Here is a 26,629-nt window from a genome sequence, read left to right on the forward strand (position 1 = left end):
CCGGTGCAGCTGAATGGCCGATTTCGACCACATCGTCGTCGGTAGCGGTATCAACGGTCTCGTCTGCGCGGCCATGCTGGCCGGCAAGGGCAAGCGTGTCGCCGTGCTTGAACGGTCCGACCGCCCCGGCGGGTGCATGCGCACAGACGAAATCACCGCACCGGGCTTCCATCACGACGTGATGGCGGCAACCTTCGTGCTGTTCCTGACCTCGCCCGCCCACGAGGAGCTCGGGGCGGATCTCGCCCGCCACGGGCTTGAGTTCTGCCACACGGCTCACCCGACGGCCGTGCTGCGCCCGGATGGATCGGCGTTGGTGCTGACCACGGACCGTGCCGCCAATGTCGCCGCGTTCAATGCGCGCGCAGCCGGCGACGGCGACCGGCATGCCAAGGACGTCGGCGCCATCGAGGCCGATGCGCCGTTCCTGTTCGCGCTTTTGGGCGGCAAATTGTGGAGCTGGACGACGGCACGGCTGCTCCTGCGGCAGTCATGGCAGCGGGGCGCGCGCGGGCTCGCCGCCTGGTTCGGCGACGCGCTGACGCCGGCGCGCGCCTGGCTCGAGGCCAGTTATGCATCGCCGGACGTGCAGGCCCTTTGGGCGCCCTGGGTGCTCCACACCGGCCTGACGACGGAAGCCGCCTATGGCGGGCAGATGGGCAAGGTGATCGCCTTCGCGCTGGAAGCGGCTGGCGCGCCCGTGATCAAGGGCGGCGCGGGCCAGGCGGCGGCAGCCTTTGCCCGCCTGATCGAGGAACGCGGCGGTGTGGTGCGCACCGGTGTCGACGTGGACCGCATCCTGATCGAGAACGGGCGGGCGAGCGGCGTGATGACCGCCGGCGACGAAAAGATCACCGCTGACAGCGTGATCTGCTCCGTCGCACCGCAGCAATTGTACGAAAGACTGCTGGCCGGTGGGGCGACGCCCGAACGGGAGAGCCTGCGGACGTTCCGCCACGGCCGCGGCAATTTCCAGCTTCACTATGCGCTGGATGGGCCGGTCCGCTGGAAATCGGAAGGGCTGGACGATGTGGCGCTCATCCATTTTGCCGACGGCATCGACTCGGTCTCCAAATCGTCCAACGAAGCCGAACGCGGCATGCTGCCCGAGACGCCGACCATTTGCGTGGGGCAGCCGCACCGGTTCGATCCGGGCCGCTGCCCCGACGGCAAGGCCGTCCTGTGGATCCAGATTCCCGATGCCCCGCGCGTCGTGAAGGGCGACGCGGCCGGAAACATCCCCACATCGGGTTCATGGGACGAGGCGACGCGCGAAGCCTTTGCCGACCGTATCGAGGCCATCGTCGCCGAACACATCACCGGGTTCCGGGAATCGGTCGTCGCACGGCGGGCCTTTTCGCCCGCGGACCTTGAGGAACTCAATGTCAATCTGGTCGGCGGCGATCCCTATGGCGGATCCTGCGCGGTGGATCAGTTTTTCATCTGGCGACCGTTTGCGGGCTCCGTCAATCACGGCACCGGAATCAAGAACCTGTACCACATCGGCGCCTCGACACATCCCGGGCCCGGGCTGGGTGGCGGATCGGGCTATCTCGTTGCAAAGGAACTTGGTGCATGAACCAGATGATGCCGAAATCGCCGGGGTCCGACAGCGCGGCCCTTTTGAGGCTGGGGGAAATCGGACTTGCGAATTTTGCGCCCTATCTGATGAATCGCATCATGGGCCGCTATAATGCGGACCTGCGCGACGAACTGGCATCGATGGGCCTGACGACTCCGAAAATGCGCTCGCTGGCCGTGCTCTCGGTGATCGACGGCCTGCTGATCCGGGACCTGGCGGTCTACGCGGTCGTCGAACAGTCGACGCTCAGCCGCGCGCTCGACCAGCTCTTGGCGGACGGGCTCATTCGCAAGACACCCGATGCCGATGACAGCCGGGCGACGCGCATCTTCATCACCGAGGCCGGAAGGGCCTCGTTCGAAAGGCTGTGGCCCTCGATGTCGGCCATCTATTCCCGGATGTTCGACAACATCTCCGACGAGGAACACGCGCAATTCGTCGGAACGCTGCAAAAGATGCTGAACAATGTGAGAAAGCACAATCTCTGACCGGTGAAACCGGTCTTACGCGCGGAGCGGACCTGTCGCATCGACGAGGCGAACGGGCCAGGAACGGAATATTCCAATGGCGGAACGGTCATTTGCTAAAGAGGTCCAGAAACTGAAGCTGGGAGAAGGCGAAACCTTCACCAGTGAGGGCATTCTGGCGATCACCAAGGCACTGCTTGAAAACGGCGTCGGCTACGTCGGCGGCTACCAGGGCGCACCGATCAGCCACCTGATGGACGTCCTGTCCGATGCGCAGGAAATCCTGGGCGAACTGGGCGTCCGTTTCGAGGCCAACGCCTCGGAGGCGGCCGCCACGGCCATGCTGGCCGCATCGGTGCACTACCCGATCCGCGGCGCGGTCACGTTCAAGGGCGCGGTCGGGGTCAATGTCGCCTCCGATGCGCTGGCGAACCTCGCCTCGGGCGGCGTCACCGGCGGCGCCCTCATCATCGTCGGCGAGGACTATGGCGAGGGCTCGTCCATCATGCAGGAGCGCAGCCACGCCTTTGCGATGAAGTCGCAGGTCTGGCTGCTCGACCCCCGCCCCAACCTTCCATCCATCGTCAAGGCCGTTGAGCAGGGCTTCGAACTGTCCGAGGCGTCGAACACCCCGGTCATGCTGATGGTCAGGATCCGTTCCTGCCACGTGACCGGCAGTTTCGTCGCCCGGGACAACAGGCGGCCGGCGTTGAGCGTCCGAGAGGCACTGTCGAACCCGCAGAGCAACTATTCGCGGGTCGTGTTGCCGCCGATGTCGTTTGTCCAGGAACAGGACAAGATCGACAACCGCTGGCCCGCGGCGCAAAAATACATCGTCGACAACAAGCTCAACGAAACCTTCGGCCCTGCGGACGGCAAGATCGGCATCGTCTTGCAGGGCGGCATGTACAACAGCGTCATCCGCGCGCTGCAGCGCCTGGGGCTGGCCGACATCTACGGCGCGACCGACGTGCCGCTTTACGTCCTGAACGTCACCTATCCCATTGTCCCGGAGGAATTTCAGGCTTTCTGCGCGGGAAAATCGTCCGTCCTGGTGGTCGAGGAAGGACAGCCAGAGTTTATCGAGCAGGCACTTGGCGCGGCGCTTTACAAGGCCGGCTCCGACCTCACGCTGCACGGCAAGGACATGCTGCCAATGGCCGGAGAATATACCGGCCAGGTCATGCTCGACGGTGTGGAATCGTTCCTGCGGGCGGAAGCGCCCGATCTCCTGCCGGCACAGCGGCGGGCACCCAACCGCGACGCCGAGACCGACATTCCGGACCTGTCGAAGACGGTGCCGATCCGGCCGCCCGGATTTTGCACCGGCTGCCCGGAACGGCCGATCTTCGCGGCGCTGAAACTGACCGAAAAGCAGCACGGCAAGCACCAGATCACCGGCGATATCGGCTGCCACCTGTTTGCCTGCCTGCCGCCCTTCGAAATCGGCGGCTCGACGATGGGCTACGGGCTGGGTCCGGCATCCAACGCCGCTTTCGACGGCGGCGGCGAGCGCCGGCCGATCTCGATCATCGGCGACGGCGGTTTCTGGCACAACGGCCTGTCGTCGTCGATCGGCAATGCGGTCTACAACAAGTCCGACGGCATCATCGTCGTGGTCGACAATTACTACAGCGCCGCAACCGGCGGTCAGGACATCCTGTCGTCGCGCGCTGACAGCGCGACAAAATCGACCGGCCACCCGATTGCCGAGGCCGTCAAGGGCGTCGGCGTCAAATGGGTGCGCCAGATCGACCGGACCTACGATGTGCCCAAGATGCGCAAGATCCTCGACGATGCACTGAGCACCGACCACGTCGGCCCCAAGGTGATCGTCGCATCGTCGGAGTGCATGCTCAACCGCCAGCGTCGCGAGCGGCCGCTGGCCGCGAAGGCCATCAAGGACGGGCGGCGGGTCGAAAAACCCCGCTTCGGCGTCGACGAGGACGTGTGCACGGGCGACCACGCCTGCATCCGCCTGTCGGGCTGCCCTTCCCTTTCACTGAAAAAGCTGGACGACCCGCTGCGCGACGATCCGGTCGCCAGCATCGACGAGAGCTGCGTCGGCTGCGGCAATTGCGGTGAGGTTGCGGATGCGGCGGTGCTGTGCCCGTCGTTCTACCGGGCCGATATCGTCCATAATCCGGGACGCTTCGAGCGGCTGATGTCGGACGTTTCGCAGGCGGTTATCGGCTGGCTGCAGGCAAGGCGCTCGCAAAAGAGGCTGGAGTTTTCATGAACGAGCTGGCCAGGAAAACCGCCGACCCGCGCCTTGGCAGCATCATCAAGCTGGCGATCATGGCCGTCGGCGGCCAGGGCGGCAGCGTCCTGACCAACTGGATTGAAGATTGCGCGCGTGCCAGCGGCTATGCGGTGCAGGCCACTTCGGTCGCGGGCGTCGCGCAGCGAACCGGCGCGACGATCTATTACATAGAGATGGCGCCGGCCGCCAAGAAGCAGCCGGTGTTCTCGCTGATGCCTGCCGCGGGCGACGTCGATATCCTGATCGCGGCCGAAATGATGGAGGCCGGCCGCGCCATCTTGCGCGGGTTCGTCACGCCGGACCGAACGACGCTTGTCGCCTCCTCGCACCGGGCGCTCGCGGTTTCCGAAAAAACGGTTCCCGGAGACGGCATGGCCAATGCCGACGAAGTGGTGGCGGCGGCGAAAATCGCCGCGCAAAGGCTGGTCCTGTTCGACATGAACAAAATCGCCGTCGACAACGGCACCGTCATATCGGCGAGCCTGCTCGGCGCGCTGGCGGGATCGGAGACATTGCCGTTTTCACGCGAGGCGTTCGAAACGGCGATCAGGGCTTCCGGGCGCGGCGTTGAAAACAGTCTCGCGGCCTTCAACGCGGCGTATGAGGCGGTCGGAGCCGAACCGACGGACGAAAAACAGGATGAGCCCGGCGCCGATCGCGCCGCCCAGCCATCCGGCTCCGAAAGCCTGCTGGCTCGATATCGCGCGTTGGAGAGCCGGGCGGAGAGCCTCCCCGGCCCGGTCGCCGAAATGGCCGTGCGCGGCCTGCGGTCGGTGATCGACTTTCAGGATTTCGATTACGGCCGGGAATATCTCGACCGCCTGGAGCGGGTGCTGGCGCTCGACAATGCCAAAGGGGAACACGCGCTTTCCCGCGAGGCCGCCAAATATATCGCGCGCGCGATGGCCTATGACGACGTCATCCGCGTCGCCGACCTGAAGACCAGGCTCAGCCGTTTCGAGCGGATCAGACAGGAAATGAATCCGCAGGACGGAACCCGCATGAAGCTCACGGAATTCATGCACCCGCGCGCCGAGGAGATCGTCGGCATGCTGCCGGCAAGGCTGGGCCGCAGTCTGAGCGGGCGCCCGGGAACGATGAAAGTGATCGACAGGCTGTTCAACCGCGGTCGCCGGCTGCGGTCCGACAGGGTTCTGCCTTTCCTGCAGCTTTATGTGGTGGGCGGCCTTCGCCGCTGGCGGCGCGGCACATACCGCCATGCGATCGAGCGCGACCACCTCGAGACATGGCTCGATACCGCGCTAGGATATGTCGCGGCCGATTACGATCTGGCCGTCGAGGTCATCCGCAACCGGCGGCTGATCAAGGGCTATTCCGATACCCATGCCCGCGGCCTGTCGAAATTCGACAAGGTGATGGACGGCGCATCGATCGTCGCCGGCAGACCCGATGCCGCCGACTGGGTCCGGCGCCTGCGCGAAGCCGCGCTGCAGGATGAGCAGGGCAAGGCGCTGGACGGCGCGTTGCAGACCATTCGCTCATTCACCGAACCGCAATCCGCCGCTTGACGGAATTTCAGCTACTGGACCAAGCCTCTAATCGGTGCCGATCGTTGCCACGGCGGCTGCGATCGTCGCTTTGAGGTTCGCGGCCCGCAACCGCAGCATACGGATGTTCTGGACGGTCTCGCGCGCGCCGACCTGGCCATACCAAAAGAAGTGATTTCCGGTCACTCTCGCATTGAGCACGCCCGACGTCGCATAAGTCATAAGATCCATTAGGTGCTGCCAATCGGCCGGCGCGATCTTTTCGGATTTTGACAGCGCAGGAAGAATGATCCCGCGATAGAGATGCTGGATCTGAAACATGCCCCAATTGCCGCGATCTGTCAGCGCATGATCGTTGTCCAGGACCTTATCCCCGGAGATGGTAACGATATAAGGAAAATCCGCCTTCTTCAGCGCTCCGGTATCTGCAACGGCCCAATCGAAGTCTTTCACAAATTTACCGTTTTCATAGCGCGAGGCTGTGATGATGCCATTTAGTGCGACCGGAATGTCACCAAGAATGTCGGTTTCAAATTTGTCCCACGGCATAATGACGTGGCCGTTGAGTTCGTTCTGAGCAGCCACGTAGGCCTTGAAAATCTCGTAGAATTGCGGTGCCGAAGACAATCCGTCGGGTGCCATGGTGATTGAGCCGGGCTCCTCGGCCAAAAGCGGCGCTGGCGGGGTTGCCGCGAGCGATACGAAAAGGCTCATGTCAAGACCGGCCTTTTGTGATGCCTCGTAGACAGACTGGGCGATTTGTCCGCCAGCGCTCCAACCGAGGACAATAATTTCCCGGGAAAGTCCGTTTTCGTCGATGTAGAATTTTGCTGTCGCCGCAACCTGTTTGCCCCAATCGCGGATTGAATAGGCAGGGTATGCTTTTGAATAGACTTTATTGCCGGTGGGATATGAGGCGCCCAGGAAGGAGTAATCCTCTTGGCCAAGCCAATACGCCAGAAAGTCCTTCTCATCGCCGCCGGGATAACCATAAGCCACGCGCGCAAGGTGAAATCCGCCGGGCACAAAAATGACAAGGGGCTTCTCAGGATCTCCGGCCTTGAAGTAAGTGAGCGTTTCAATACCGTTCGTCGCGAGCAACTCTTCGCCCGGATACAGCCCTTCGGGCTGGGAGAGAAGCTCGACTTTCCAGGCTTCGTCCGCGGAAGCGCTGCAAACTGCAAGCGCCAAGAAGAACGAAGAAAAAAGCCAGATCATTCTCTGCATGGGTTATTCCCGAACGTCACTCACGGTTGCACGCAAATACGGTATTGCGGGTCAAACGAGCATGCAACCACCGTTCGTCAGGTCTTGGAATGAGCTGCTCTTACGCATGACCTAGGACAATGTTCGCTCCCTGGGACTGAACAGCTAGACGCGCGCTTTCTCAAATGCCGCCCATGCCTCCTCGAAGGCCGCAAAATCGAACCCGGGCTTGCGGGCGGGGTCGAGGATCAGCCGCTCGCTTGCCTGCATCTTGGCGATCGCGGCGGGCAATAGAGGAATGATCTCCGGCGGAACCACAACGGCGCCGTGCCGGTCGGCGTGGATGAAATCGCCGGGTTCCACGGTCAAGCCGAAGACGGTGACCTTTGTGTCGAATTCGACGACGTGAACGAAGGCGTGGCTCGGTCCCACGCCGCCGGCCAGGACCTGGAAATCCGGCGCGAGGTCCGCCAGGTCTCGCATCAGGCCGTTGGTCAGCGCACCGGCGACACCAAGACCCTTGTGCACCGTCGTGTTGACCTCGCCCCAATAGGCGCCGACCGCGTCCGCGCCGTCCAGGTCTTCGATCACGGCAATGCGCGGCATGGGCGGCTCCGCCATGTAGCGGTAATAGGCCATGCGCCTGGCGCGGACAGCCTCCGGCGGGTCGTCCGACGGATGCGAGGCGCGAATGCGCGCGGTCCTGGCATAGCCGAACATGGCCGGCAGTCCGGGATCGGCGGCCAGCACCGTCCTTCGGGTAAAACGGTCGAACCCACGCATTCCCTGGGCGACCTCGATCGCGTTGCACACGGTCGGCGTGTCGACGCTGCGCAGTAGGTTCGAGATATCCGGTGTGATTTCATGCGGCATGGGCAGGACTCCGTGACAGCCAGCGGCCGATGGCGGCATTCACCGCGGCAGAATTTTCCAGCGTCGAGATATGGCCGGCGTCGGGAACGAACACCAGTTCCGGGTCCGGCAGCAGTCCGGCCATTTCGCGATGGCGGTCGGGCAGACACAGATTGTCCTCTTCGCCGCAAAGGACGAGCGCCGGACCGGCAAAGGCGCGCAGGGCCTCGCCGTGGTCCGGACGGTCGCGCAGGGCAAGCGATTGCGCAACGAATGTGTCGGCACCGACATCCATGGCCATGTCGACCAGCAGGTCGAGCAGTTCCCGGTCGCCGCGGTTCGCCTCGGCCAGATAGACCGGCTTCATCTCGTCGATGATGACGCTGCGCAATTTGCCCGCCCGCACATCCTCGATCTGGCGGTTGCGGATGTCGTACCGCTCCGGCAAATCGGCGTGATGGTTGGTGTCCAAGAGGGCAAGCCGCGCAATCCTGTCCGGAGCCAACTTGGCCATTGCCATGGCAACGATGCCGCCCATGGACAGGCCGGCGACGTTGAAACGCCCGCTCGGCGCGCCGGCCAGCACGGCCCGCGCCATCCCTTCGATCGACGGTTCATCCAGCTCTGGCACGACGACATCAATCGCCGCTTCGAAAGCGTTGATCTGCGGCGCGAACAAGCGCGCGTCGCACATCATGCCCGGCAGCAATATCAACGTCTCGCGGGCCACGGTTCATACCCGGCCGGCGGCGATATCGGCGCCTTCGCGCAAGGCCTTCAGCTTGGCGAAGGCAATGTCCGGATCGACCGCGCCAAAGCCGGCAAAGGTGCCGAAACCGCAATCGGAACCGGCGATCACGCGGTCGGCTCCGACGATATCCACGAAACGGCCGATGCGTTCCGCAACGAGTTCCGGATGTTCGACGAAATTGGTCGTCGTGTCGACGACACCGGGCACGAGGGTCTTGTGGTCGGGGATATCGGCTTTCCGGTCCCTGAAGACAGTCCATTCGTGGCCGTGGCGCGGATTGGACGTCTCGAACAGGACATAGCCCGCCCGGGCGCTCATCAGCGTGTCGAACATCGTCGTCATGGCAATGTCGCAGACATGCGGACCCTCGTAGTTGCCCCAGCAGATATGAATACGGATCCGTTCCTCGGGAATGTTGGCGACGGCATGATTGAAGGCCTCGACATGGCCCGCCGCGACCTTCACGAACTCCTCGTCCGACAGATCGGTAAACAGCATGTGGCGCGACAGGGCGAGATCGGGACAATCGAGCTGCAGGTCCAGCCCTGCGGCAACGATGGTTTCGTATTCATCACGCATCGCGTCGGCCAATGCCGCCAGATAGGCCTCCCGCGTCGGGTAGTGCGCGTTCTGCAGGAACAGGGAAATGACGCCCGGCGATGCGGCGTTCATGAAGCCCCGTGCAACGCCGTTCTTTTCCATCGCCGCCTTCAGGTTGGCGATGTCCTTCTGCAGTTCCCCCTGGCCCTTCGACTTCACCTCGCCGGTGCACATGGGGCGGGCGTATTGGGGCGTTCCGCCCTCGTTTGCGAGGCGCTCGAGAAAGCTCGGGAACAGCTTCAGGTCGGCCGGCGCGTTGCGCGGGCTGTCGCCGGAAAAGCCCGTATAACGGTCCTTTACATAGGTGGCGTAGGAGATTTTCGACGTCTCGCCGTCGGAGACGATATCGACTCCCGCCTCGGCCTGCCTGCGCACGGTTTCGTCAACGGCCGCGGCCATCGCCGCGTCGAACGCCGCCTCGTCATAGGGCTCCTCGCGCTCGCGCGCGAAAATGAAATCGACGACTTTCTGCGTGCGGGGAAGCGACCCGACATGGGTGACATTGATATGCGCCATGGCCGCCTCCTCAGTTCGGTTTCCAGGTGGCGCCGGCCGGATCATCCGTGCCGATCACCTGATAAATGGATGCCTCTCCCGTCATGGAAGGAACGAAGGAATGCTGCAGCTCTTTGGGCACACTCATCGTGTCGCCTGGCGCAAGCGTTGCCGAACCACCATCCCAGTCTACGCGCCAGTGTCCCTTGACCGGCATCAGGACAGAGACCCGGTCGTGACTTTGCGGTCGTTCGGAAGCACTTTTCCTGCTGACGAAATTGACCTGGAAACCCGGCTTGTCGCGGATGATTCCGTTTTCGCCAATCACGATCGCCGGCTCCTTGTCCGAAATCGCCATCATGTCCCAATATCGGCGGATATGTCCGCCCACCACCTGCATCGATGTTGGTTCTGGAAACTGCTTCAGTTCCTCATCGGTCAGCTGCGGCATGGGACTCTCGCCGTCGGGAAGCGCCTCGCCCTTCTTCGTATCGTACAACCGTCCCTTTTCGGAGAGCACCAGGCCGTGATCCTTTGCGTCTTCAATGACCTGGGGCGCCCAGATCACACCGCCGCCGGCATCATCGCCGCCAAGGATCGCCATGATCATCCCATAGTCGTTGCCGATATTCTCGAAGCCCCGGAAAATGCCGGTCGGGATATTGAATATGTCGCCCTCTTCAAGCACCGCTTCGCCGGCATCGCCCCAGCGACCCCAGAAGAACCGCCAGCGTCCCTTCAGCACGAAGAACACCTCGGCAGTACGGTGCAAATGCAACGAATTGCGGCACATGGGCGGCTGACCGGCCGCGCCGATGTTGAAGCCGTGCGGCGTCGTGATGTGGACATGCTGGTCAGCACTCTCCGATACACCCCCGCCGATGATGGTGAAGTTCTCCTTCTGGTCGGACCCCGGCGTATGGGCGTCGATAAACGCCGTCCTGCAGGGCCGCAGGTCGCCATATCGCACGATGCGGGTTTCCATATCCTGCGGGGTCATAGGCCTTCTCCTGTGTGCATTAGGATCTGCTTCCAGATCGCTGTTTCATCGAAAAGCGTGTATTCCCGGCGAAGGGCCGGCGTGGCGGCCCCAAGCGCGCCGAACTCGGCATGGGTGATGCCCATGACATGGACATCGGCACCCGACGGTTTACCGAAGGCGCCCCAGCCGTCATGCCTGCCGGTCAGGCTCCAGCGGATGGCGGCCCGCGGCGGCATGAGCGGATCATCGCGCCCGATCCGGTGATGTATCTCGAAGGCGGCCGACGGGAACGCCGCGCGCAGACCCATCCAGAAACCGTCCGCGGCCGCCAGGCCATGGGCCGTGACGTGGCCCGGATAGGCGAGAGACACCGCTCGGTCATACGCGCCGGAAATCGCCGCCATGTCGGCGTTCATCACGCGGTTCAGCAAATCGGCAAGCCGCTCGCCCCATTCATTGTCGTTGCCGCGTCCCTTGTACGGGCCGGGCCGGTCGGTCTGCGGTGTGCAAGGCTTCACGCAGGCCTCGGGACCGCCTTCGCGCACGATCAGGTCGCGAGCGTAGTCCTCCGGCTTCCACCCCAGTTGGCGCACGATTGCGCCCTGGTCGCGGATCAGCCATTCATCGTCGATCCTGTTTTCGATGGCATGACAGTCGGCAAGGATCCGGTAGGTAAGCTTCGTCCCGCTCGCCTTGCCGTAGACCCCGTCACCGGCGTGGGTGGCCGTCGACAGGATGCGGTGCGACGACAACATCCCCTCTTCCGGCGTGCCGGACCAGATGACGTCTTCACCGAGCAGTTGCCGGTCCGGGAATTCGGCGAGCGTCGCCATGGTGGCGGCGATGACGCCCTCATTGCCGGCGACAACCGACCCCGGCGAGCGGACGATGATGTCCGGCGCATAATAATCGTGCAGGGTGGCAATGCCGCGGTCTTCCCAGATTTCCCTGGTGATGCCCAGGATGTAATCTGGAAAGTCCGCGAACCTGGGATCAAACCCCTTCATGAGTCCAGTTCTCCGGTATGCGGGCGGAGCCGCGCAGGATAAGGTCGCCGTCGATCAGCACCGTTCCGGTGGGGGTCTCAGGTCGCTCGACGCGTGCAAGAAGCCTGTCGACGGTTTCCTGAACCATCCGGTTCACGGGCTGGCGGACGGTCGTCAGGTCGTAGGCGCCCCATCCCGCAAGCGGCACATCGTCATAACCGACGACCGAGATGTCCGACCCCGGCCGGATGCCGAAAGCGCGCAGCTCATCGATGACGGCGAATGCCATGTGATCGTTGCCGACGAAGATCGCGTCCGGGCGTTCGCCGGCTTCGAGCAATTGCCGGGTGCGCAGGGAAGCGGTTTCGCGATTGTACATGCCGTCGACAACCGCCAGCGGTTCGATCCCGGCACTGTCCAACACGGACAGAAACCCGTCCTTGCGGTCGCGGCCGGTCGTGCTTCCCTGCCAGCCGGCAATGTGCGCGATCCTGCGGTGGCCGCCGGCAACGAGAAACTCGGCCACCTTGGCACCGCCCCTGAGGTTGTCCGAGGTCACGATGGTGAAATCGGCGCCGTCCTGTCCGCGGTTGAAAAGAACGACCGGAATACCCGAGTTCTGGGCGCGGCGGGCGAGATCGGAACTGAGCGAGACGGATGCGGCGATGATGCCGTCGACCTGGTAGTCCATCAGGTCCTGCATGACGCCTTCCACGCCGTCTTCCGAGTTTGGCGCGGTGAAGATCAGTATATGATAGCCGCGTGCCTGCAGGGCGTTCGACAGGAGTTCCAATGCGACCGGATAAAACTGGTTTTCCAGATAGGCGACGACGAGACCGATGATACGGCTTTTGCCGGACACCATCGCCCGTGCCAGCACGTTCGGCCGGTAACCGAGTTCCTCCGCGGCCCTGCGCACCTTCTCAACCGTCTTGGCCGATGCCGAAGCGCCCGGCGTGAATACGCGGCTGACCGCCGACTGGCTGACGCCAGCCCGTTTGGCAACCTCGATCGATGTCACCTTGGAAACCGCCATCAGTCCGCCGTCCAGCCTCCGTCGATCATCAGTGCCGTTCCGGTTACAAGGCTGGCAGCGTCGGAGGCGAGATAGACCGCCGCGCCCATGATATCCTCAACCTCGCCTGCCCGGCCGAGCTTGATCTTGTCCTCGATCCACGCCCGCCGTTCCGGGTTCTCGAATGTGGGCCGTGTCAGATCGGTGAGTATGAAGGTCGGGCAGATCGTGTTGACGCGGACACCGTGCGGCCCCCACTCGATCGCCATCGCCTTGGTGAAACCTTCCACCGCGTGCTTGGAGGCGCAATAGACGGCGCGATCCTGGCCGCCGACATGGCCCATCTGTGACGAGATGGTGATGATCGAGCCGTTGCGGCCCGCTTCGATCATCCGGCCTGCAACCGCCTGGGCGAGGAAGTAGGCCCCGCGCAGGTTGACGCCCATGACCGCGTCGAAATCCGCCGCGCTGGTCTTCCTGGCCGGCGTATGCCGCGCAAGACCCGCGGCATTGAGCAGAATGTCGAAAGGCTCCGCAGCCGAGATTGCCGTCGCCGTGGCCTCGATATCGGCTATGTCGAGCGGCATTGTTGATACCTGCCAACCCTTTGCCGTCATTTCCTCGGAAATTTCTTCAAGAACGTCCTGCCGGCGTGCGCTAAGCGTGACATGCGCGCCGTGTTCGGCCAATGCTGCGGCACAGGCAAGCCCGATGCCCGACGATGCACCGGCAACGAGCGCGCGTTTTCCGTCCAGCCGGAAGGTTGGCGTTCGCGGAAATTCCATCATGCCGTCTCCATCGGGAATGAAACCTGCCCCGTCACCCTGGCCCGGTTGAATTCGCGCAGCCGGGCAAGAACGTCAACGCCGATCTGGCTGTAGAGGTCGAGCAGGTCCACCAGCACCCAGTTCTCGCGGATCAGCCCGTCCTCCAGGCGCCAGAAATCTAGGCTCCGAAGCAGCACCTCCCTGCCGGCCGGCGCGATGCCCATCCAGCCGTCCCCGGTCAGCGTCAGGCGCATGTTGGGCCAGCCAGTCTCGCACACATACCGGCCCTCGGCGAACCAATGGGACATCAGGTCGCCCATCGCGTCCAGCTTGCGGTCCGGCATGGCGCGCAGGAAAGGCGCCTGGTGCCAGTTGCGAAATCCTGCGATCCCGCGCCCGGTACCGATGCCTGCCGGACCGTACCAGTTGAACCGCTGATGCCAGTATTCCTCGAGCCGCATCACTTCCGGGCCGCCCTCGGCCGGATGCCGGCAAAGGTCGCTCAACATGGCGGTCACATGCGCCAGCGCCTCGCGCCCGTCGCCGGAAACGGCGAGCCCGTCCGACGGCATCGGGCCCGGCGTGCACAGATAGGCGCCGAGCTGCGGCGCCATGGGCCAGGCTTTTGCCTGCATCATCAGTTCAGGCAGGTCCCAGATCGCCTGGATCTGCGAGACCCGCCCGTCTTCGACCTCGAAGAACTCGTGATAGCGCATATGGGCCAGGTGCCCGGTCGGCGGGATGTCGAGAAACGGCGCGACGAAGGTGCCCATGTAGTTGCCCATGCAGGCGATCCAGTCACGTCCTTCCGGCGTTTGTCCGGCCAGCACGATCATGTCACGGCGCTCGAGATCCGGCATGGCACCGAGCAACGGAGCGCAGCAATGCCGATAGAATGCGTCCGGGCCGGTCAAATCCCCGAACGGATGCGCCATGTGAATGGCCGCGTCAGGCGCCAGCAGATCCGCGAGGGCGGCGCGCACGCCGGCCTCCGTGAAGGTCGCCGCCGCCGACCTGAATGAAAGCAACAGTGATTTTAACGGATCGGAACGCATCAACAGGTGTCACTCGGCCGCGTGCAGGGGTTCGGCGGCGCTGCCGTAAGGGACATTGCGGCCGCCGTATCGCCGCACGCGTATATTGCACTGTTCGGCATGGCCGACAAAACCCTCCAGCATGCAAAGGCGCGATCCGTATTCGCCGACCATCGCGGCGGCCTCGTCCGTAACCACCTTTTGGTAGGAGTGGGTTTTCAGGAACTTGCCCACCCAGAGCCCGCCCGTATAGCGGCCGGCCTTCTTGGTCGGAAGCGTGTGGTTGGTGCCGATCACCTTGTCGCCATTGGCGACGTTCGTGCGCGCACCGAGGAACAGCGCGCCGTAGGCGTTCATGTTTTCGAGGAACCAGTCGTCACGGTCCGTCATGACCTGCACATGTTCATAGGCCATGTCGTTGGCGACATCGAGCATCTCCTCGTATGATTCGCAAATGATGACGTCGCCATAGTCGCGCCAGCTTGCTGACGCCGTCTCCCGGGTCGGCAGGATGGCAAGCAGCCGGTCGATCTCGGCCATGGTGTCTTCGGCGAGCCGACGGGAATTGGTGATCAGGCAGGCCGGCGAATTGAAGCCGTGCTCGGCCTGTCCGAGCAGGTCGGTCGCGCACAGTTCAGCGTCGACCGTGTGGTCGGCAATCACCATGGTCTCGGTCGGCCCGGCGAAGAGATCGATGCCGACACGGCCGAAGAGCTGGCGCTTTGCCTCCGCGACGAAGGCGTTGCCCGGCCCGACCAGCATATGCACGGGCTCGATGGTTTCCGTGCCGATCGCCATGGCGCCGACCGCCTGGATGCCGCCGAGCACATAGATTTCGTGCGCACCGCCCATATGCATGGCCGCGACGATCGCTGGATGCGGCTTGCCGTCAACCGGGGGTGCCGAGGCGATGATGCGCGGCACGCCCGCCACCGAGGCGGTCAGGACAGACATGTGCGCCGAGGCGACCATCGGAAACTTGCCGCCCGGCACGTAGCAGCCGACCGACTGCACGGGAATGTTCTTGTGCCCGAGGATCACGCCGGGCAAGGTCTCCGTCTCGACATCGGTCATGGAGGCACGCTGCGCCTCCGCAAAGCGGCGGATCTGTGCCTGGGCGAAGCGGATGTCCTCCATGGCACGGGTCGATACCTCTTGCATCGCCGCCTCGATCTCTGACGCCGAAAGGCGAAATGTCCGGGGGCTGTAATTGTCGAATTTCTCGGAAAGCCCGCGTATCGCGGCATCGCCGCGGGTTTCGATATCGGCGAGCGTTGCCTCGACCGTCGCGCGGACCCGGGCGTCCTCCTCGGCCCTTTCCGCCTCCGGCTTGCTTTTCTTGAGGTGTTCGATTGCCATACCAAATTCCTTACAAATACCGTTACGCCGCTTCTTCCAGCGTGGCAAAAACGTCAAAACCCATCTGCAGCAGCACATGGGGTATGTCGACAAAGACCCAGTTCTCGGCGAGCAGATCTCCCTCGCGCCGCCACCAGTCGCAGACCCGCATGTAAAGGCGTTTGCCCTCCGATGGCTGGCCGAGGAACGGCTTGGCCTGAACCGCGTTGAGCGACGGCCAGCCGCCTGAACAGACATAGTCCCCATCGGCGAAGCGGGTGAAATGGCGCGTCCGGCTGCCCGGCGCAGCACCGCCGACCCACTCGCTGAAGGCCTGTTCGAAGGGCACCTGGAAGCCGGCGAAATTGTCAATGCCGGCAAAGCTGCCGAAGGCCGCCGGCCCGTACCACAGCATGTCCGCGTGCCAATAGGGCCGCCAGGCCTCGTCCTCCGTGGCCAGGCTGCGCAGCATCGCGGTCACCATCTCGTAGGACGATGCGCTGCGTTGCGGGTCATTGTCGTGCCACTGCAGGCCGTCCTGGGTGATCGGGCCCGGCAGATAGCCTGTAAAGCCGCGCTCGCGCCCGGGGCTGTCGCTGATCGGCCACTGTCCGGCGGCGATCATCAGTTCGGGAATGTCGAGATAGATGTAGCTCTCGACCGCTTCGTTGCCTTCGACCCGGTGAATCTCGCCGAAGCGCAGATGCGCAAGCGTGCCGGTCGGGCGCAGGCCTAGCCAGGGCCTGTCGAAATGCCCGGAATAGTAGCCGGTCGACGTCACCCAGGTGTGCCCTTCGTAGGTTCCGCCGAAAGCGATGTAGTCTGTGCGTGTCAGGTGCTTGAACGATGTCCCGAGCCCGCCGAGAAAGGTCTCTGCGAAACCCTCCCGCGTCATCTCGTTGAAGGGATGGACGACGTTGACGCGTGCGTCCCCGGCGAAAAAGCCGAGATTCGTCGCCGCCGGATGCCTGGCGGTGCCCAGATAGGCCCGGAAGGCGGCCTTGGCAGCGGAAATCTGAGCGGCATTGCTCATCCCTTCACGGCCCCCGCCGTCAGGCCCGAGACGATCTGGCGCTGGAAGAACAGGACCAGGATAAAGAGCGGCGCTGTTGCCGAGACCACTGCGGCCACGGCAAACATGACATTGCCCTCTGTATAGGTCGTGCCCAGGAAGGCCGCGATTTGCGGCACCATGGTGCGGTTGTTTTCCGACAAAAGCACCGTCGTGACGACGTAGTCGTTGTAGGCAAGCAGGAAGCTGAACAGGCCCGTGGTAATCACGCCGGGCCACATGACGGGAATGATGACATGCCGGAAGGCCTGGAACTGTGTGCAACCGTCGACCTTGGCGCTTTCGTCCAATTCCTTGGGAATGCTCTGGAAAAAGGAATGCAGCATCCACAGGGTAAAGGGCTGGTTGATCGCAACGAGCACGACAATGGTGGTCGGCAGGATGCCCCACAGGTTCCATTCAAAAAACGGCAGCAAGTAACCGGCAACCAGGGTGGCCGGCGGCATGGCGCGGAATATCAGTGCAATGATCAGCAGCCAGAACGTGTAACGGAATCCGGACCGGGACAGGGCGTAACCGCCGAGGGTGCCGATGGTCAGCGAGGTGCACACGACGAAAAAGCAGACAATGAGCGTATTAAGGCCGTTGCGCCAGAAATCCTCCGTAACGAAAGCCCCGTAGTAGCCGGCGCCGGTGAACGGTCGGCCATATGTGGTCTCGGTGTTCTTGCCCGTCAGTGCGTTCGTCCAGTCGGCGATGGAAAAGAAGTCCAGTTCCACCTTGAAGGAGCCCCACAGGATCCAGAAGAAAGGAAAGGCGGCGATGATCAGCCACAGGATGATAAACCCGTTCGAAAAGAGTAAGACCGATGCCGGTGTTCTTCGTGCGCGTGAGGCCATCACTGCTTTCCTTTGAAATCGCGCCAGGTGCGCAACAGGACCGGCGAAAGAAGGATCGCAACGCCAACAAGGGTCATCACCGACGTTGCCGAAGCCGACGACAGTAACCAGGTTTCACCGCTCAGATCATTGAGGATGAAAAAGCTCAGCGACTGGGCATGGGCCTCTGCATTGAAGCCGACAATCGGTTCGAGGACCTTGAAGTTATCCATCAGCTGGATCAGCGCCACAAAGGTAACCAGCGGCATGAGATGCGGCACCACCACAAAGCGGACCTGCTGCCAGCGCGTGGCGCCGTCGATTTGCGACGCCTCGATCTGGTCGCTCGGCAGCGTCTGCAGCCCGGCATAAAAGACAACGAAGGCAAAGGGCGCTGAAGACCAGACACCGTAAACAATCAGCATGATCCATGTCAGCGGTGTCGAGGCTTTCAGCGACAGGCCCGGATCATTGGCGAGCCACTGGATGGCGGACCCGAGAATACCGCGGCTGTCGAGCATCCAAAACAGCACCAGCGATCCGAGTAGCGGCGGCACAATCATGGGCAGCAGCGAAAAGAAGATAATCAGGCCCTTGAGATGCCGGTGAAGCGAATTGACCGCCAGGGCAATCATCAGGCCGAGGACGATCAGTGTCGGCGTGACAGCAAAGGTGTAGGTCAGTGTAAAGGCCAATGCCCGGTAGAAGGGCAGATTGCCCAGCTTGCCGAAGAATTCACCGACAGACTGTGAAGACTGCCAGGCCTGTCCGACCTCCGTGACGGCCAGGTGTCCGCGGTCGAGATAGATACTGAAACCCGCAAATCGGCCGAGTGGCTCGGCTTCACGTAGTTCCCGGGTTGCTTCCTGGTCGATCGTCGTCTCTTCCTTGCAGCCGAAGGGGCCGCAGTTTTCCACGGTGACCAGCACGGCTTCGTGCGGCGTGTAGAAGGACTGGATGACCACCGACACGATCGGCGCGGCGATGAACAGCAGCATCGCAAGGCCTGTCGGCAGGAAGAACCAGAAGAAGGTACGGTGTTTCATGGCTGTCGGCTCGCAGGCTGATGGAGAGGGGTTGCCCCCTCCCCGCTCAGTTCTATTGCAGGAAGCCTTTCTCCTTGGCCGCTGCGGTATAGGCAGCCTCGACATCGGCAAGCGCCTGTTCAGCGCTTTCCTTGCCCTGCATGAAGTCGGCAAGCTCATTGCCGAGCGCCGTGTGCATCAGGCCCATATAGGGAAGCATCGGATAGGGAATCGTGCCGGCATTCGCAGCCTCGAACACACCGATTGCCTTTTCCGTCGGCTCATAGCCGTCGATCAGCCAGACCGCCTGTATCGCCACATTGTCATCGGAAAGAATGTCCGGGCGGATCGCGTGGTTCATGGCGATGAAGGTCGCTTCGGCTTCTTCGTCGGGAATGTTCTTCGCGACGGTCCAGCCGTCCCACCACAGCGTTGAAGCCGGCGTTTCGCCGCCGCCGACCGTCATCGGACCGGCGATCGCGAAGCCGTCGATAACTTCCTGCGGCACGCCCTCAGCGGTGGTCAGCGTGGCGGCGCGGCTGCCCCACATGTTCATCAGCGCGACATTGCCGGCCCGGTATTCGGCGTTTGTGGCGTTTGAATCATGGGTCAGGAAATCCGGATTCATGTACTCCGAGAGCGCCTTCATCATTTCCAGCGCCTTGATACCGGCTTCACTGTTGATGTTCGGCTCCGCCGTGCCCGGCTTGAAATGCTGGCCGCCGAAGCCGAGGAACATGTTGTTGAATTCCTGTGCCAGGTTCCAGCCGGATTTGTAGGCTCCTCCAACCGGGTTTTCCAGTATGCCCTTGTCGCGGATCATCTTGGCTGCTTCGAGCATCTCCTCGTAGGTCTTCGGCGGCTCCACGCCGATCTCTTCAAGGATATCCTTGCGGTAGACGAGGTGCTGGGCATTGGCCATGAAGGCGACAGCCATGATCTTGCCGTCGATGGTGATCAGCTGGTTCTTTTTCAGGTTTCCGCCGTGTTTAGCGACAAGGTCGTCGAGCGGGCGGATGACGTCATCGTTCATCAATGCGACGATGGAGGAGTTGGCGATGATCGCGGAAGTGTACTCCGCCGGATCGCCCTGCATGCCGGCCAGGTTGATCTTCTGATGGTCGGCAGTCAGGTTGGTATTGACCTCGCCGCCCTGGCATTCCTTCGCGCCTGCACCGACCGTCTGGATCGCCGGAAATTCGTTGCCGACGATCGAGACACGTCCGTTGATTTCGCAGGCCAGCGCCGTGGTCGACGTCAATGCGGTGATTGCCGCGGCCAGGGTTATCTTCTTCAGAAACATGTTTCGCTCCCAGTTCTTTGTTTGCGATGCGTCCTGCAGGGCCGCATCATCCAACCGGGCGATTGTTCGCCTGGTATCCCTCAGTTTTATTCTCCGATCCGCGCGCCGCTTTGCGCATCGAACAGATGGCAGTGTTCGGATGGCACACGGATCGCAATCGGGTCGTCGATTTCCGCACGGAACGCCTTGTCGGCCTTGCCGCTGATCAGGACACCACCGATGCGGACGCTGACCATTGTCGCTTCGCCGAGCAGTTCCAGCGTGTATATCGGGGCATTGATCTGGCCCTGCGCATCGCCGACCACGGCATCCTCGGCGCGAAAGCCCAGCGTGATCGGCCCGTCCGGCGCCTTCAGACCCGATATCTCGGTGTTCGGTGCGGTAAATGTGCCACCCTTCATCTCGCCATCAATCAGGTTCATCGCCGGGTTGCCGATGAAGCTGGCGACGAAGGAATTGGCCGGCTTGTCGTATATCTCCGTCGGCGTGCCCACCTGCTGAACGATACCGCGCTCCATGACGACGACGCGATCGGCCAGGGTCATGGCCTCGATCTGGTCGTGCGTCACATAAATGGTTGTCACCGACAGCTCATGGCTGAGATTCTTGATCTGCGCCCGGGTCGACACGCGCAGCTTCGCGTCGAGGTTCGACAGCGGCTCGTCCATCAGGAACACGTTCGGTTCGCGCACGATGGCGCGGGCCAGCGCCACCCGCTGCCGCTGGCCGCCGGAAAGCTCAGCCGGCTTGCGCTGCATGAACTCGTCGAGTTCGACCATCGCCGAGGCGCGGCGCACCTTCTCGTCATGCGTCGACGGGTCCACACCCCGCACCTTCAAGGGAAAGCGGATGTTCTCGTAGACATTCATGTTCGGGTAGAGCGCGTAGCTCTGGAACACCATGGCGACGTCGCGGTCCTTCGGCTCCAGGTTGTTCACCACCTTGCCGCCGATGAGGATCTCGCCGTCGGTGGGGTCTTCCAACCCCGCGATCATCCGCATGGTTGTGGTCTTGCCGCAGCCGGATGGCCCGAGCAGTACCAGGAATTCACGGTCGGGAATCGTCAGGTCGAAATTATCGACCCCGATAAAGTTCCCCCACCTCTTGGTGACATTGCGGATCTGGATTTCTGCCATGCACCCGCCTCCCAACGGTTGCAGTTCTTATTTTTGCATACGCATGCAAAAAATGTAGACTCAGCACTCCGGTTTAGGCAAGCTGTTTTTTCAGGATGATGTGAATTACCAAATTTCTGCGAGAGAAAATCAAACAAAATGAATGCCCTACAGACCGCAAAGAAAGTGGTTCGCCAGTTCCATTCCGAGCTCGAATCCGCCGATTCGAACCAAATTTCCGATGTCCTTTCCGCACATGTTTCACAAAACTGCATCTGGCGCGGCGTCCATCCGTTCGGAGAACTCGAGGGCGTTCAGCCCATCGCCGAAACGTTCTGGATGCCACTCAAAGCGGCCATGCCTCACCTGAAGATCAGGGACGTGGTCTTCTTTGCCGGCGCCAATGAGATCGATCACGGCGGGACCGTCTGGGTGGTGTCCATGGGCCACCTTGTGGGACTGTTCGACGCGCACTGGCTCGGCATCCGTCCGACCCGAAAAACCGCGCTGGTGCGTTACTGCGCCTTTCACCGGGTCGAGCAAGGCAGTATCGCCGAATCCGTCATGCATGTGGACATCCCGGATCTCATGGCGCAGTCGGGGCAGAACCCGTTCCCACCGCAGACCGGGGCGGCCCTAAACCAACCGGGGCCAGCGACCCAGGACGGGCTGTTGTTTTCACCGCAGCCCGAGGCGGAAAGCACGGCTACGCTGGCCGTCATCAATTCCATGATCCGCAATCTCGGCCGGTGGCAATCCGGCTTGCCGCTACGGGAAGAACTTGCGCTGGATTGGCACGACGACATGGCCTGGTGGGGACCCGCAGGCATCGGCTCGGCCTTCACGATCGATCGCTATGCCCGCCAACATGCCGGCCCGTTCCGCGCCTCGTTCGCGAACCGTTCGGAGACCAGGCACATCGCACGCCTGGCCGAGGGCCACTATGGCGGGTTCTTCGGCTGGCCGAACTTCACCGCCGAGCCGGTCGGCGGCTTCATGGGCATGCCGGCGACCGGAAAACCGGGCGAATTCCGTGTCATCGACATCTACCGCCGGGCAGGCGAGAAGCTGGCGGAAAACTGGGTGTTCATCGACCTTTTGCATTTCTGGAAGCAGCAGGGCGTCGATTTCCTCGCCCGGCACGCGGATCTTGACTGATCCGGCCGGTACAGAAGGAGGCCCACGAACCGATCTACCGGCGCCGTGCCGCCGCTCCGGGCGGGAGCGTCAGCGTTTTCGCGGCACGCCCCCCGCCGGCGGTTTCGGTCCGTCCCACCTCATCACTTTGACGAGCGATGTGTGGGCTATATTGCCCTGGCTCAGTTCGGAACAGCCCTTGTCGATTGTCAGAACATTCGGATTGCCGCTGACCTCCACCGGTTCTCCATCGATCGTTTGCGGATCGAACCAGGCGCCGGCCGCGAGCGCCACCGTGTCGGGCCTTATTCCGTCCGTCAGGACGGCTCCGGCCAGGCAACGCCCACGCGCATTGAAAAGACAGACAAGATCGCTGTCCGCGATCCCCCGCGCCTTTGCCGCCTCGGGATGGATGTAGAGCGCCTCGCAGCCCCTCACCTTCTTGCTCCGGGAAAAACTTCCATTGTCCAGCTGACCATGGAGGCGTGTCGCCGGTTGGCCGGAAATGAGGTGCAGGTCGTCTTTCGCGGCCGCGCTGTGGCCCAACCATTCCACCGGTTCTATCCATTGCGGATGTGCGGGACAGTCCGGCAGGCCGAAACTGCCGATCCGGTCGGAGACAATCTCGATCTTGCCGCTCTCCGTCTGAAGCGGCGCGCCGGCCGGGTCCTTGATGAAAGACTCGAGCTGGATCCTGTCCTCGTCAGTATCCGGGCACTCAAAAATGCCGGTCTCGCGAAACGCATCGAAATCCGGCAGTTCAAAGCCGTTTTGGCGCGCCACGTCGCCGGCTTCCTGCCACAACTGACGGATCCAGTCGTCTTTGGACTTGCCTTGGGAAAATTCCGCGAGCGTGCCGAGCCTTTCAGCCAGCGCGCGGAAAATATCGTGATCGTCGCGGGCCTCGCCGAGCGGCTCCACGAGCTTGTCCATCCACACGAGACACGGATCGCGCCTGTTCATCATGATATCGGTGCGCTCGAGCGGCGACGTGGCAGGCAGGACGATGTCGGCCCTGCGGGCGGTTGCCGTCCACCATTGCTCGTTGACGATCACCGTCTCGGGGCGGGTCCAGGCCTTCTCCAGCCTGTAGAGATCCTGATGATGATGGAACGGATTGCCGCCCACCCAGTAAACCAGCCGGATATCCGGATAGGTCTGATGCTCGCCGTCATAGCGGTACTCGGCAGCGGGGTGAAGCAGCATGTCGCTGATGCGGGCGACGGGAATGGCTTGCGAAACAGGGTTTTGCCCCTGCGGAAAGGATGGCCAGTTCATCAGTTTCTTCGGCCGGCCTACGGGCGTTGTCGAAGCGTAGCCAAAGCCGAAGCCCGTACCGGGCCGGCCGATCTGGCCGAGCATGGCCGCCAGGGTCAATCCCATCCAGATCGGCTGTTCGCCATGATCGCCGCGCTGCAGGCTCCAGGCCACCGAAACCATGGTCTTGCTTTGGGCCATCCGGGCAGCCAGCCCTGCGATGGTTTCGGCCTCAATGTCACAGATCCCGGATGCCCATTCCGCAGTCTTTTCAATGCCGTCGCTGGCCCCGGTCAGGTAGGACTCGAACGTCTCCCACCCGTGGCAATATCGGGTCAGAAACGCCCTGTCGTGCCGGTTGTTACGGTAAAGCTCGTGCGCCAGACCCAGCATCAGCGCGGTGTCGGTGTTGGGCCGGATCGGCAGCCACTCGGTCGGACCTGTGCCGCAAAAATCCGGCCGCCGCGGCGAGATATTGACGGCGGCCATGCCGTTCTTGCCCGCCCGGTCCATCCAGTACTCCACCTCATGGGTGGAGGTGCCGCTCGATGTCACCTGGGCGGTGTTGGCCGATATGCCGCCAAAGGCCACCAGCAGTTCGCAATGCTCGGCCACCAGCGCCAGGCTGGTCATATTGTCCTGAAAGGCCCGTTGAGGCATGCCGACGATATAGGGCAGCAACACCTCGGCCGCGGCGTGCGAATAGGTGTTTCGGGAATAGGTGAAGCCACCGATCGTATTGAGGAAACGGCGCAGTTGCGATTGCGCGTGATGAAACCGCCCGGCGCTCGACCATCCATAGGAGCCCGCGAAGATCGCCTCGTTGCCATGGGTCATCCGAATCCTGTCAAGTTCGGCCGCAACCAGGTCGAGCGCTGTATCCCAGTCGGTTTCGACGTAGCTGTCATTGCAGCGGTCTGACGTGCTCCGGTTTTCCAGCCAGCCCCTGCGAATGGCGGGTTTTTTCACCCGCAGACCGGCATCCCTGACGGCGTCGATCCAGCCATCGGCAATCCTTGAAGGTGCGGGATCCTGTTCAATCCCCTCCAGGCGGAGCGTCTCGCCCTCACCCACCGCCCGATAGGTGCCCCAGTGGGCCGCGGTATAACGCATCGGCAAATGCTGTCTCCCGTCGCATCGGCGGCCGCGCGGGGGCGACCGGTGCCGCAATCCCGACTACCCGTTTCGACTTTTCAGATCGTTATACATCTGCAACGCCTGTTCCGGCTTTTCAAGCTCGTGAACGACGCGGGAAACGGCCTGGATCATGGCCACCGGATCGTCCGCCTGGAAGATGTTGCGGCCCATATCGACGCCTGCGGCGCCCTGGTCGATCGCCCGGTAGGCCATCTCCAGCGCATCGAGCTCCGGCAGTTTCTTGCCGCCGGCAATCACGATCGGGACCGAGCACCCGGCGCAGATCCGCTCGAAACCCTCCTCGACGAAATAGCTCTTGACGTAATGCGCCCCGATTTCGGCGGCGATGCGGGTCGCCAGGCTGAAGTAGCGCTCGTCCCGTGCCATGTCCTTGCCGACGCCCGTCACGGCCAGTGTCGGAATGCCGTAGCGCTGCCCCTCGTTGATCAGCCTGGACACGTTCATGATGGATTTGTGCTCATACTCGGCGCCGATATAGATCTGCGAAGCCATGGCACAGGCGCCAAGGCGGATCGCGTCGTCGATATCGACGGAGACGGCCTCGTTGGAAAGCTCGGTCAGCACCGAACTGCCGGCCGTCGCGCGCAGGGCCACCGGCACGTTCATCGTCGGCGGAATGACCGAGCGCAGTATGCCGCGCGTGCACATCAGCACGTCGGCATATTCGATCAGCGGAACGATCGACAGGTCGATGCGCTCCAAGCCGCTTGTCGGCCCCTGCAGGTAGCCATGGTCGAAAGCGAGCATGACCGTGCGGCCTGTCTTGGGATTGAACAACCGGCTGAGCCTGTTCTTCAGGCCCCAGTCATAATGGGCATTGCCCTTGATGATGAAGCCTTCCTTATCCTGCGGCCGGTCGAGCCCGAAATCCTTGCCGTCCTTGATGCCGTCCATGTCAGCCATGTCGCGTCCTTCCTTTGAACTGTCTGTAAACGTGTCTCCAGGTGCCCGTCACGCCTCGTGAAGGGCCGGAGAAACTCCTAATCAAGCGCGTCTTTCATGCCGCGGAACGCCGCGGCCGGATCCGCGGTCCGCATCACGGCACTGCCGCTGACGACGAGGTCTGGGGCCACGCCTGCAATCTCGCCGATCGTGTCGGCGGTGACGCCGCCGTCGAGCTGGATGAGCGGCCCGTCCGGCCCGTAGCGCCGGCGCAGCTCGGCGACGCGACCGCAGGCCCGGTCTATGTCGGCCGGCTGCTTGCGGCGCGGATCGAGCGCGGCGACAAGCACCAGGTCGGGATCCATCGCAAGCAGTTCACCGGCATCGTCGAGCGTCGTATCGGGCATCAGGCACAGACCGGCCAGGACGGGACGGCGCGCGCTTTCCGAGGCCGCGCGGATCGCGCGCAGCGCATCGGTCGGCGCTTCGGATTCGGCTTGCACAGTCACGATGTCAGAGCCTGCCGCGACAAAGTCCGCGACATGGTCCGCCGGCCTTTGCACCATGAGATGAACGTCGCGGATCATGTTGCCCGTCAACGCCTTGACGAAGCCGGGTCCGCCGCTGATCTGCGGCACGAAAACACCGTCCATGACGTCGAAATGCAGGATGTCGCAGCCCCACGAAGCGGCTGCCTCGGCATCGGCGCGCAGATTGCCGGGATCGCCCGCAAATATGCCGAGGCTGATGCCGCGGCAGCGTTCTTTCAGGGATTCCATAGCGTTACCAGTCACATAAGGCCTCCATCGCCCGCCGGATCGATCAAATCGTGAGGTCGAGTCTTGGTCTCCAGAAGGGTCTGAAGAGTTCGATCTTGGGGCATCGGTCCATGACCACCCTGAGGCCGGCGTCCTCGGCGAGCTTGGCGGCGTCGTCGTCATAGACGCCGATCTGGCCCCACAGCACCTTGGCGCCAATGTCGATCGCTTCCTGGGCGATGCCGTAGAGCTCCTCCT

Annotated in this window: 24 protein-coding genes; 5 read left to right on the forward strand and 19 right to left on the reverse strand. The window is 62.8% G+C overall.

Annotated elements, in window-relative coordinates; genetic code table 11:
• The first annotated feature begins 13 nt into the window (after positions 1-13).
• The 4 genes from E4M07_RS22025 (at position 14) to E4M07_RS22040 (ending at position 5,841) form a co-directional block, all read left to right on the forward strand.
• The gene (locus E4M07_RS22025) at positions 14-1,579 is read left to right on the forward strand and encodes an NAD(P)/FAD-dependent oxidoreductase (protein WP_136660550.1); all 1,566 of its coding nucleotides are present in this window, start codon (positions 14-16) and stop codon (positions 1,577-1,579) included.
• On the forward strand, positions 1,576-2,070 hold the full coding sequence (locus E4M07_RS22030) for a MarR family transcriptional regulator (RefSeq protein ID WP_136660551.1): 495 nt from the start codon (positions 1,576-1,578) through the stop codon (positions 2,068-2,070). The genes E4M07_RS22025 and E4M07_RS22030 overlap by 4 nt, the downstream gene beginning before the upstream one ends.
• 76 nt (positions 2,071-2,146) lie before the next feature.
• On the forward strand, positions 2,147-4,288 hold the full coding sequence (locus E4M07_RS22035) for an indolepyruvate ferredoxin oxidoreductase subunit alpha (RefSeq protein WP_136660552.1): 2,142 nt from the start codon (positions 2,147-2,149) through the stop codon (positions 4,286-4,288).
• Entirely contained in the window at positions 4,285-5,841 is a 1,557-nt protein-coding gene (locus tag E4M07_RS22040) for an indolepyruvate oxidoreductase subunit beta family protein (protein ID WP_136660553.1), read from the forward strand. The genes E4M07_RS22035 and E4M07_RS22040 overlap by 4 nt, the downstream gene beginning before the upstream one ends.
• Positions 5,842-5,868: 27 nt before the next feature.
• On the opposite strand, the gene E4M07_RS22045 is transcribed toward E4M07_RS22040, so the two are convergent.
• The 15 genes from E4M07_RS22045 to E4M07_RS22115 form a co-directional block, all read right to left on the reverse strand.
• Positions 5,869-7,047, reverse strand: a complete 1,179-nt coding sequence (locus E4M07_RS22045; protein ID WP_206057347.1) for a hypothetical protein — start codon at positions 7,045-7,047, stop codon at positions 5,869-5,871.
• Positions 7,048-7,191: 144 nt separating this feature from the next.
• Positions 7,192-7,899: an RraA family protein gene (locus E4M07_RS22050; protein WP_246660550.1), complete on the reverse strand. Its 708-nt coding sequence runs from the start codon at positions 7,897-7,899 to the stop codon at positions 7,192-7,194.
• On the reverse strand, positions 7,889-8,608 hold the full coding sequence (locus tag E4M07_RS22055; protein WP_206057348.1) for an alpha/beta hydrolase: 720 nt from the start codon (positions 8,606-8,608) through the stop codon (positions 7,889-7,891). The genes E4M07_RS22050 and E4M07_RS22055 overlap by 11 nt, the downstream gene beginning before the upstream one ends.
• A 3-nt stretch (positions 8,609-8,611) precedes the next feature.
• Complete coding sequence (locus tag E4M07_RS22060) at positions 8,612-9,745, reverse strand: cobalamin-independent methionine synthase II family protein (RefSeq protein ID WP_136660554.1); 1,134 nt, start codon at positions 9,743-9,745, stop codon at positions 8,612-8,614.
• Positions 9,746-9,755: 10 nt separating this feature from the next.
• Positions 9,756-10,724: a cupin domain-containing protein gene (locus E4M07_RS22065; RefSeq protein ID WP_136660555.1), complete on the reverse strand. Its 969-nt coding sequence runs from the start codon at positions 10,722-10,724 to the stop codon at positions 9,756-9,758.
• Complete coding sequence (locus E4M07_RS22070; RefSeq protein ID WP_136660556.1) at positions 10,721-11,713, reverse strand: nuclear transport factor 2 family protein; 993 nt, start codon at positions 11,711-11,713, stop codon at positions 10,721-10,723. The genes E4M07_RS22065 and E4M07_RS22070 overlap by 4 nt, the downstream gene beginning before the upstream one ends.
• Entirely contained in the window at positions 11,700-12,728 is a 1,029-nt protein-coding gene (locus tag E4M07_RS22075; protein WP_136660557.1) for a LacI family DNA-binding transcriptional regulator, read from the reverse strand. The genes E4M07_RS22070 and E4M07_RS22075 overlap by 14 nt, the downstream gene beginning before the upstream one ends.
• A complete protein-coding gene (locus tag E4M07_RS22080; RefSeq protein ID WP_169054341.1) occupies positions 12,728-13,495 on the reverse strand; it encodes an SDR family oxidoreductase in 768 nt (255 codons plus the stop codon). The genes E4M07_RS22075 and E4M07_RS22080 overlap by 1 nt, the downstream gene beginning before the upstream one ends.
• A complete protein-coding gene (locus E4M07_RS22085; RefSeq protein WP_136660558.1) occupies positions 13,492-14,529 on the reverse strand; it encodes an ester cyclase in 1,038 nt (345 codons plus the stop codon). The genes E4M07_RS22080 and E4M07_RS22085 overlap by 4 nt, the downstream gene beginning before the upstream one ends.
• Before the next feature lie 9 nt (positions 14,530-14,538).
• Entirely contained in the window at positions 14,539-15,867 is a 1,329-nt protein-coding gene (gene hisD, locus E4M07_RS22090; RefSeq protein WP_136660559.1) for a histidinol dehydrogenase, read from the reverse strand.
• 22 nt (positions 15,868-15,889) lie between these two features.
• Entirely contained in the window at positions 15,890-16,879 is a 990-nt protein-coding gene (locus E4M07_RS22095; protein ID WP_136660560.1) for a nuclear transport factor 2 family protein, read from the reverse strand.
• Positions 16,876-17,757, reverse strand: coding sequence for a carbohydrate ABC transporter permease (locus E4M07_RS22100; protein WP_136660561.1), 882 nt, complete (start codon positions 17,755-17,757; stop codon positions 16,876-16,878). The genes E4M07_RS22095 and E4M07_RS22100 overlap by 4 nt, the downstream gene beginning before the upstream one ends.
• On the reverse strand, positions 17,757-18,782 hold the full coding sequence (locus E4M07_RS22105) for a sugar ABC transporter permease (RefSeq protein WP_136660562.1): 1,026 nt from the start codon (positions 18,780-18,782) through the stop codon (positions 17,757-17,759). Before E4M07_RS22105 ends, E4M07_RS22100 begins: the two co-directional genes overlap by 1 nt.
• A 52-nt stretch (positions 18,783-18,834) precedes the next feature.
• Positions 18,835-20,064, reverse strand: a complete 1,230-nt coding sequence (locus E4M07_RS22110; RefSeq protein WP_136660563.1) for an extracellular solute-binding protein — start codon at positions 20,062-20,064, stop codon at positions 18,835-18,837.
• 86 nt (positions 20,065-20,150) lie between these two features.
• Positions 20,151-21,200 carry an ABC transporter ATP-binding protein gene (locus E4M07_RS22115; protein WP_136660564.1) on the reverse strand — a complete coding sequence of 350 codons (1,050 nt, stop codon included), beginning with the start codon at positions 21,198-21,200 and terminating at the stop codon, positions 20,151-20,153.
• A 138-nt stretch (positions 21,201-21,338) separates the two neighbouring features.
• Between E4M07_RS22115 and E4M07_RS22120 the strand changes: the two genes are divergently transcribed.
• Positions 21,339-22,337, forward strand: a complete 999-nt coding sequence (locus E4M07_RS22120) for an ester cyclase (RefSeq protein WP_136660565.1) — start codon at positions 21,339-21,341, stop codon at positions 22,335-22,337.
• A 69-nt stretch (positions 22,338-22,406) separates the two neighbouring features.
• On the opposite strand, the gene E4M07_RS22125 is transcribed toward E4M07_RS22120, so the two are convergent.
• The 4 genes from E4M07_RS22125 to E4M07_RS22140 all read right to left on the reverse strand — a co-directional run.
• Positions 22,407-24,686, reverse strand: a complete 2,280-nt coding sequence (locus E4M07_RS22125) for a molybdopterin-dependent oxidoreductase (protein ID WP_136660566.1) — start codon at positions 24,684-24,686, stop codon at positions 22,407-22,409.
• Between the two features lie 63 nt (positions 24,687-24,749).
• Positions 24,750-25,634, reverse strand: a complete 885-nt coding sequence (gene lsrF, locus E4M07_RS22130; protein WP_136660567.1) for a 3-hydroxy-5-phosphonooxypentane-2,4-dione thiolase — start codon at positions 25,632-25,634, stop codon at positions 24,750-24,752.
• Between the two features lie 77 nt (positions 25,635-25,711).
• Entirely contained in the window at positions 25,712-26,407 is a 696-nt protein-coding gene (locus tag E4M07_RS22135; protein ID WP_169054342.1) for a ribulose phosphate epimerase, read from the reverse strand.
• A gap of 28 nt (positions 26,408-26,435) precedes the next feature.
• On the reverse strand, positions 26,436-26,629 hold a 194-nt coding region (locus E4M07_RS22140; RefSeq protein ID WP_206057350.1), incomplete at its 5' end, for a CoA-binding protein.

Origin of the sequence: Nitratireductor sp. XY-223 (assembly GCF_004959855.1) — a bacterium.
Taxonomy (GTDB): Bacteria; Pseudomonadota; Alphaproteobacteria; order Rhizobiales; family Rhizobiaceae; genus Hoeflea_A.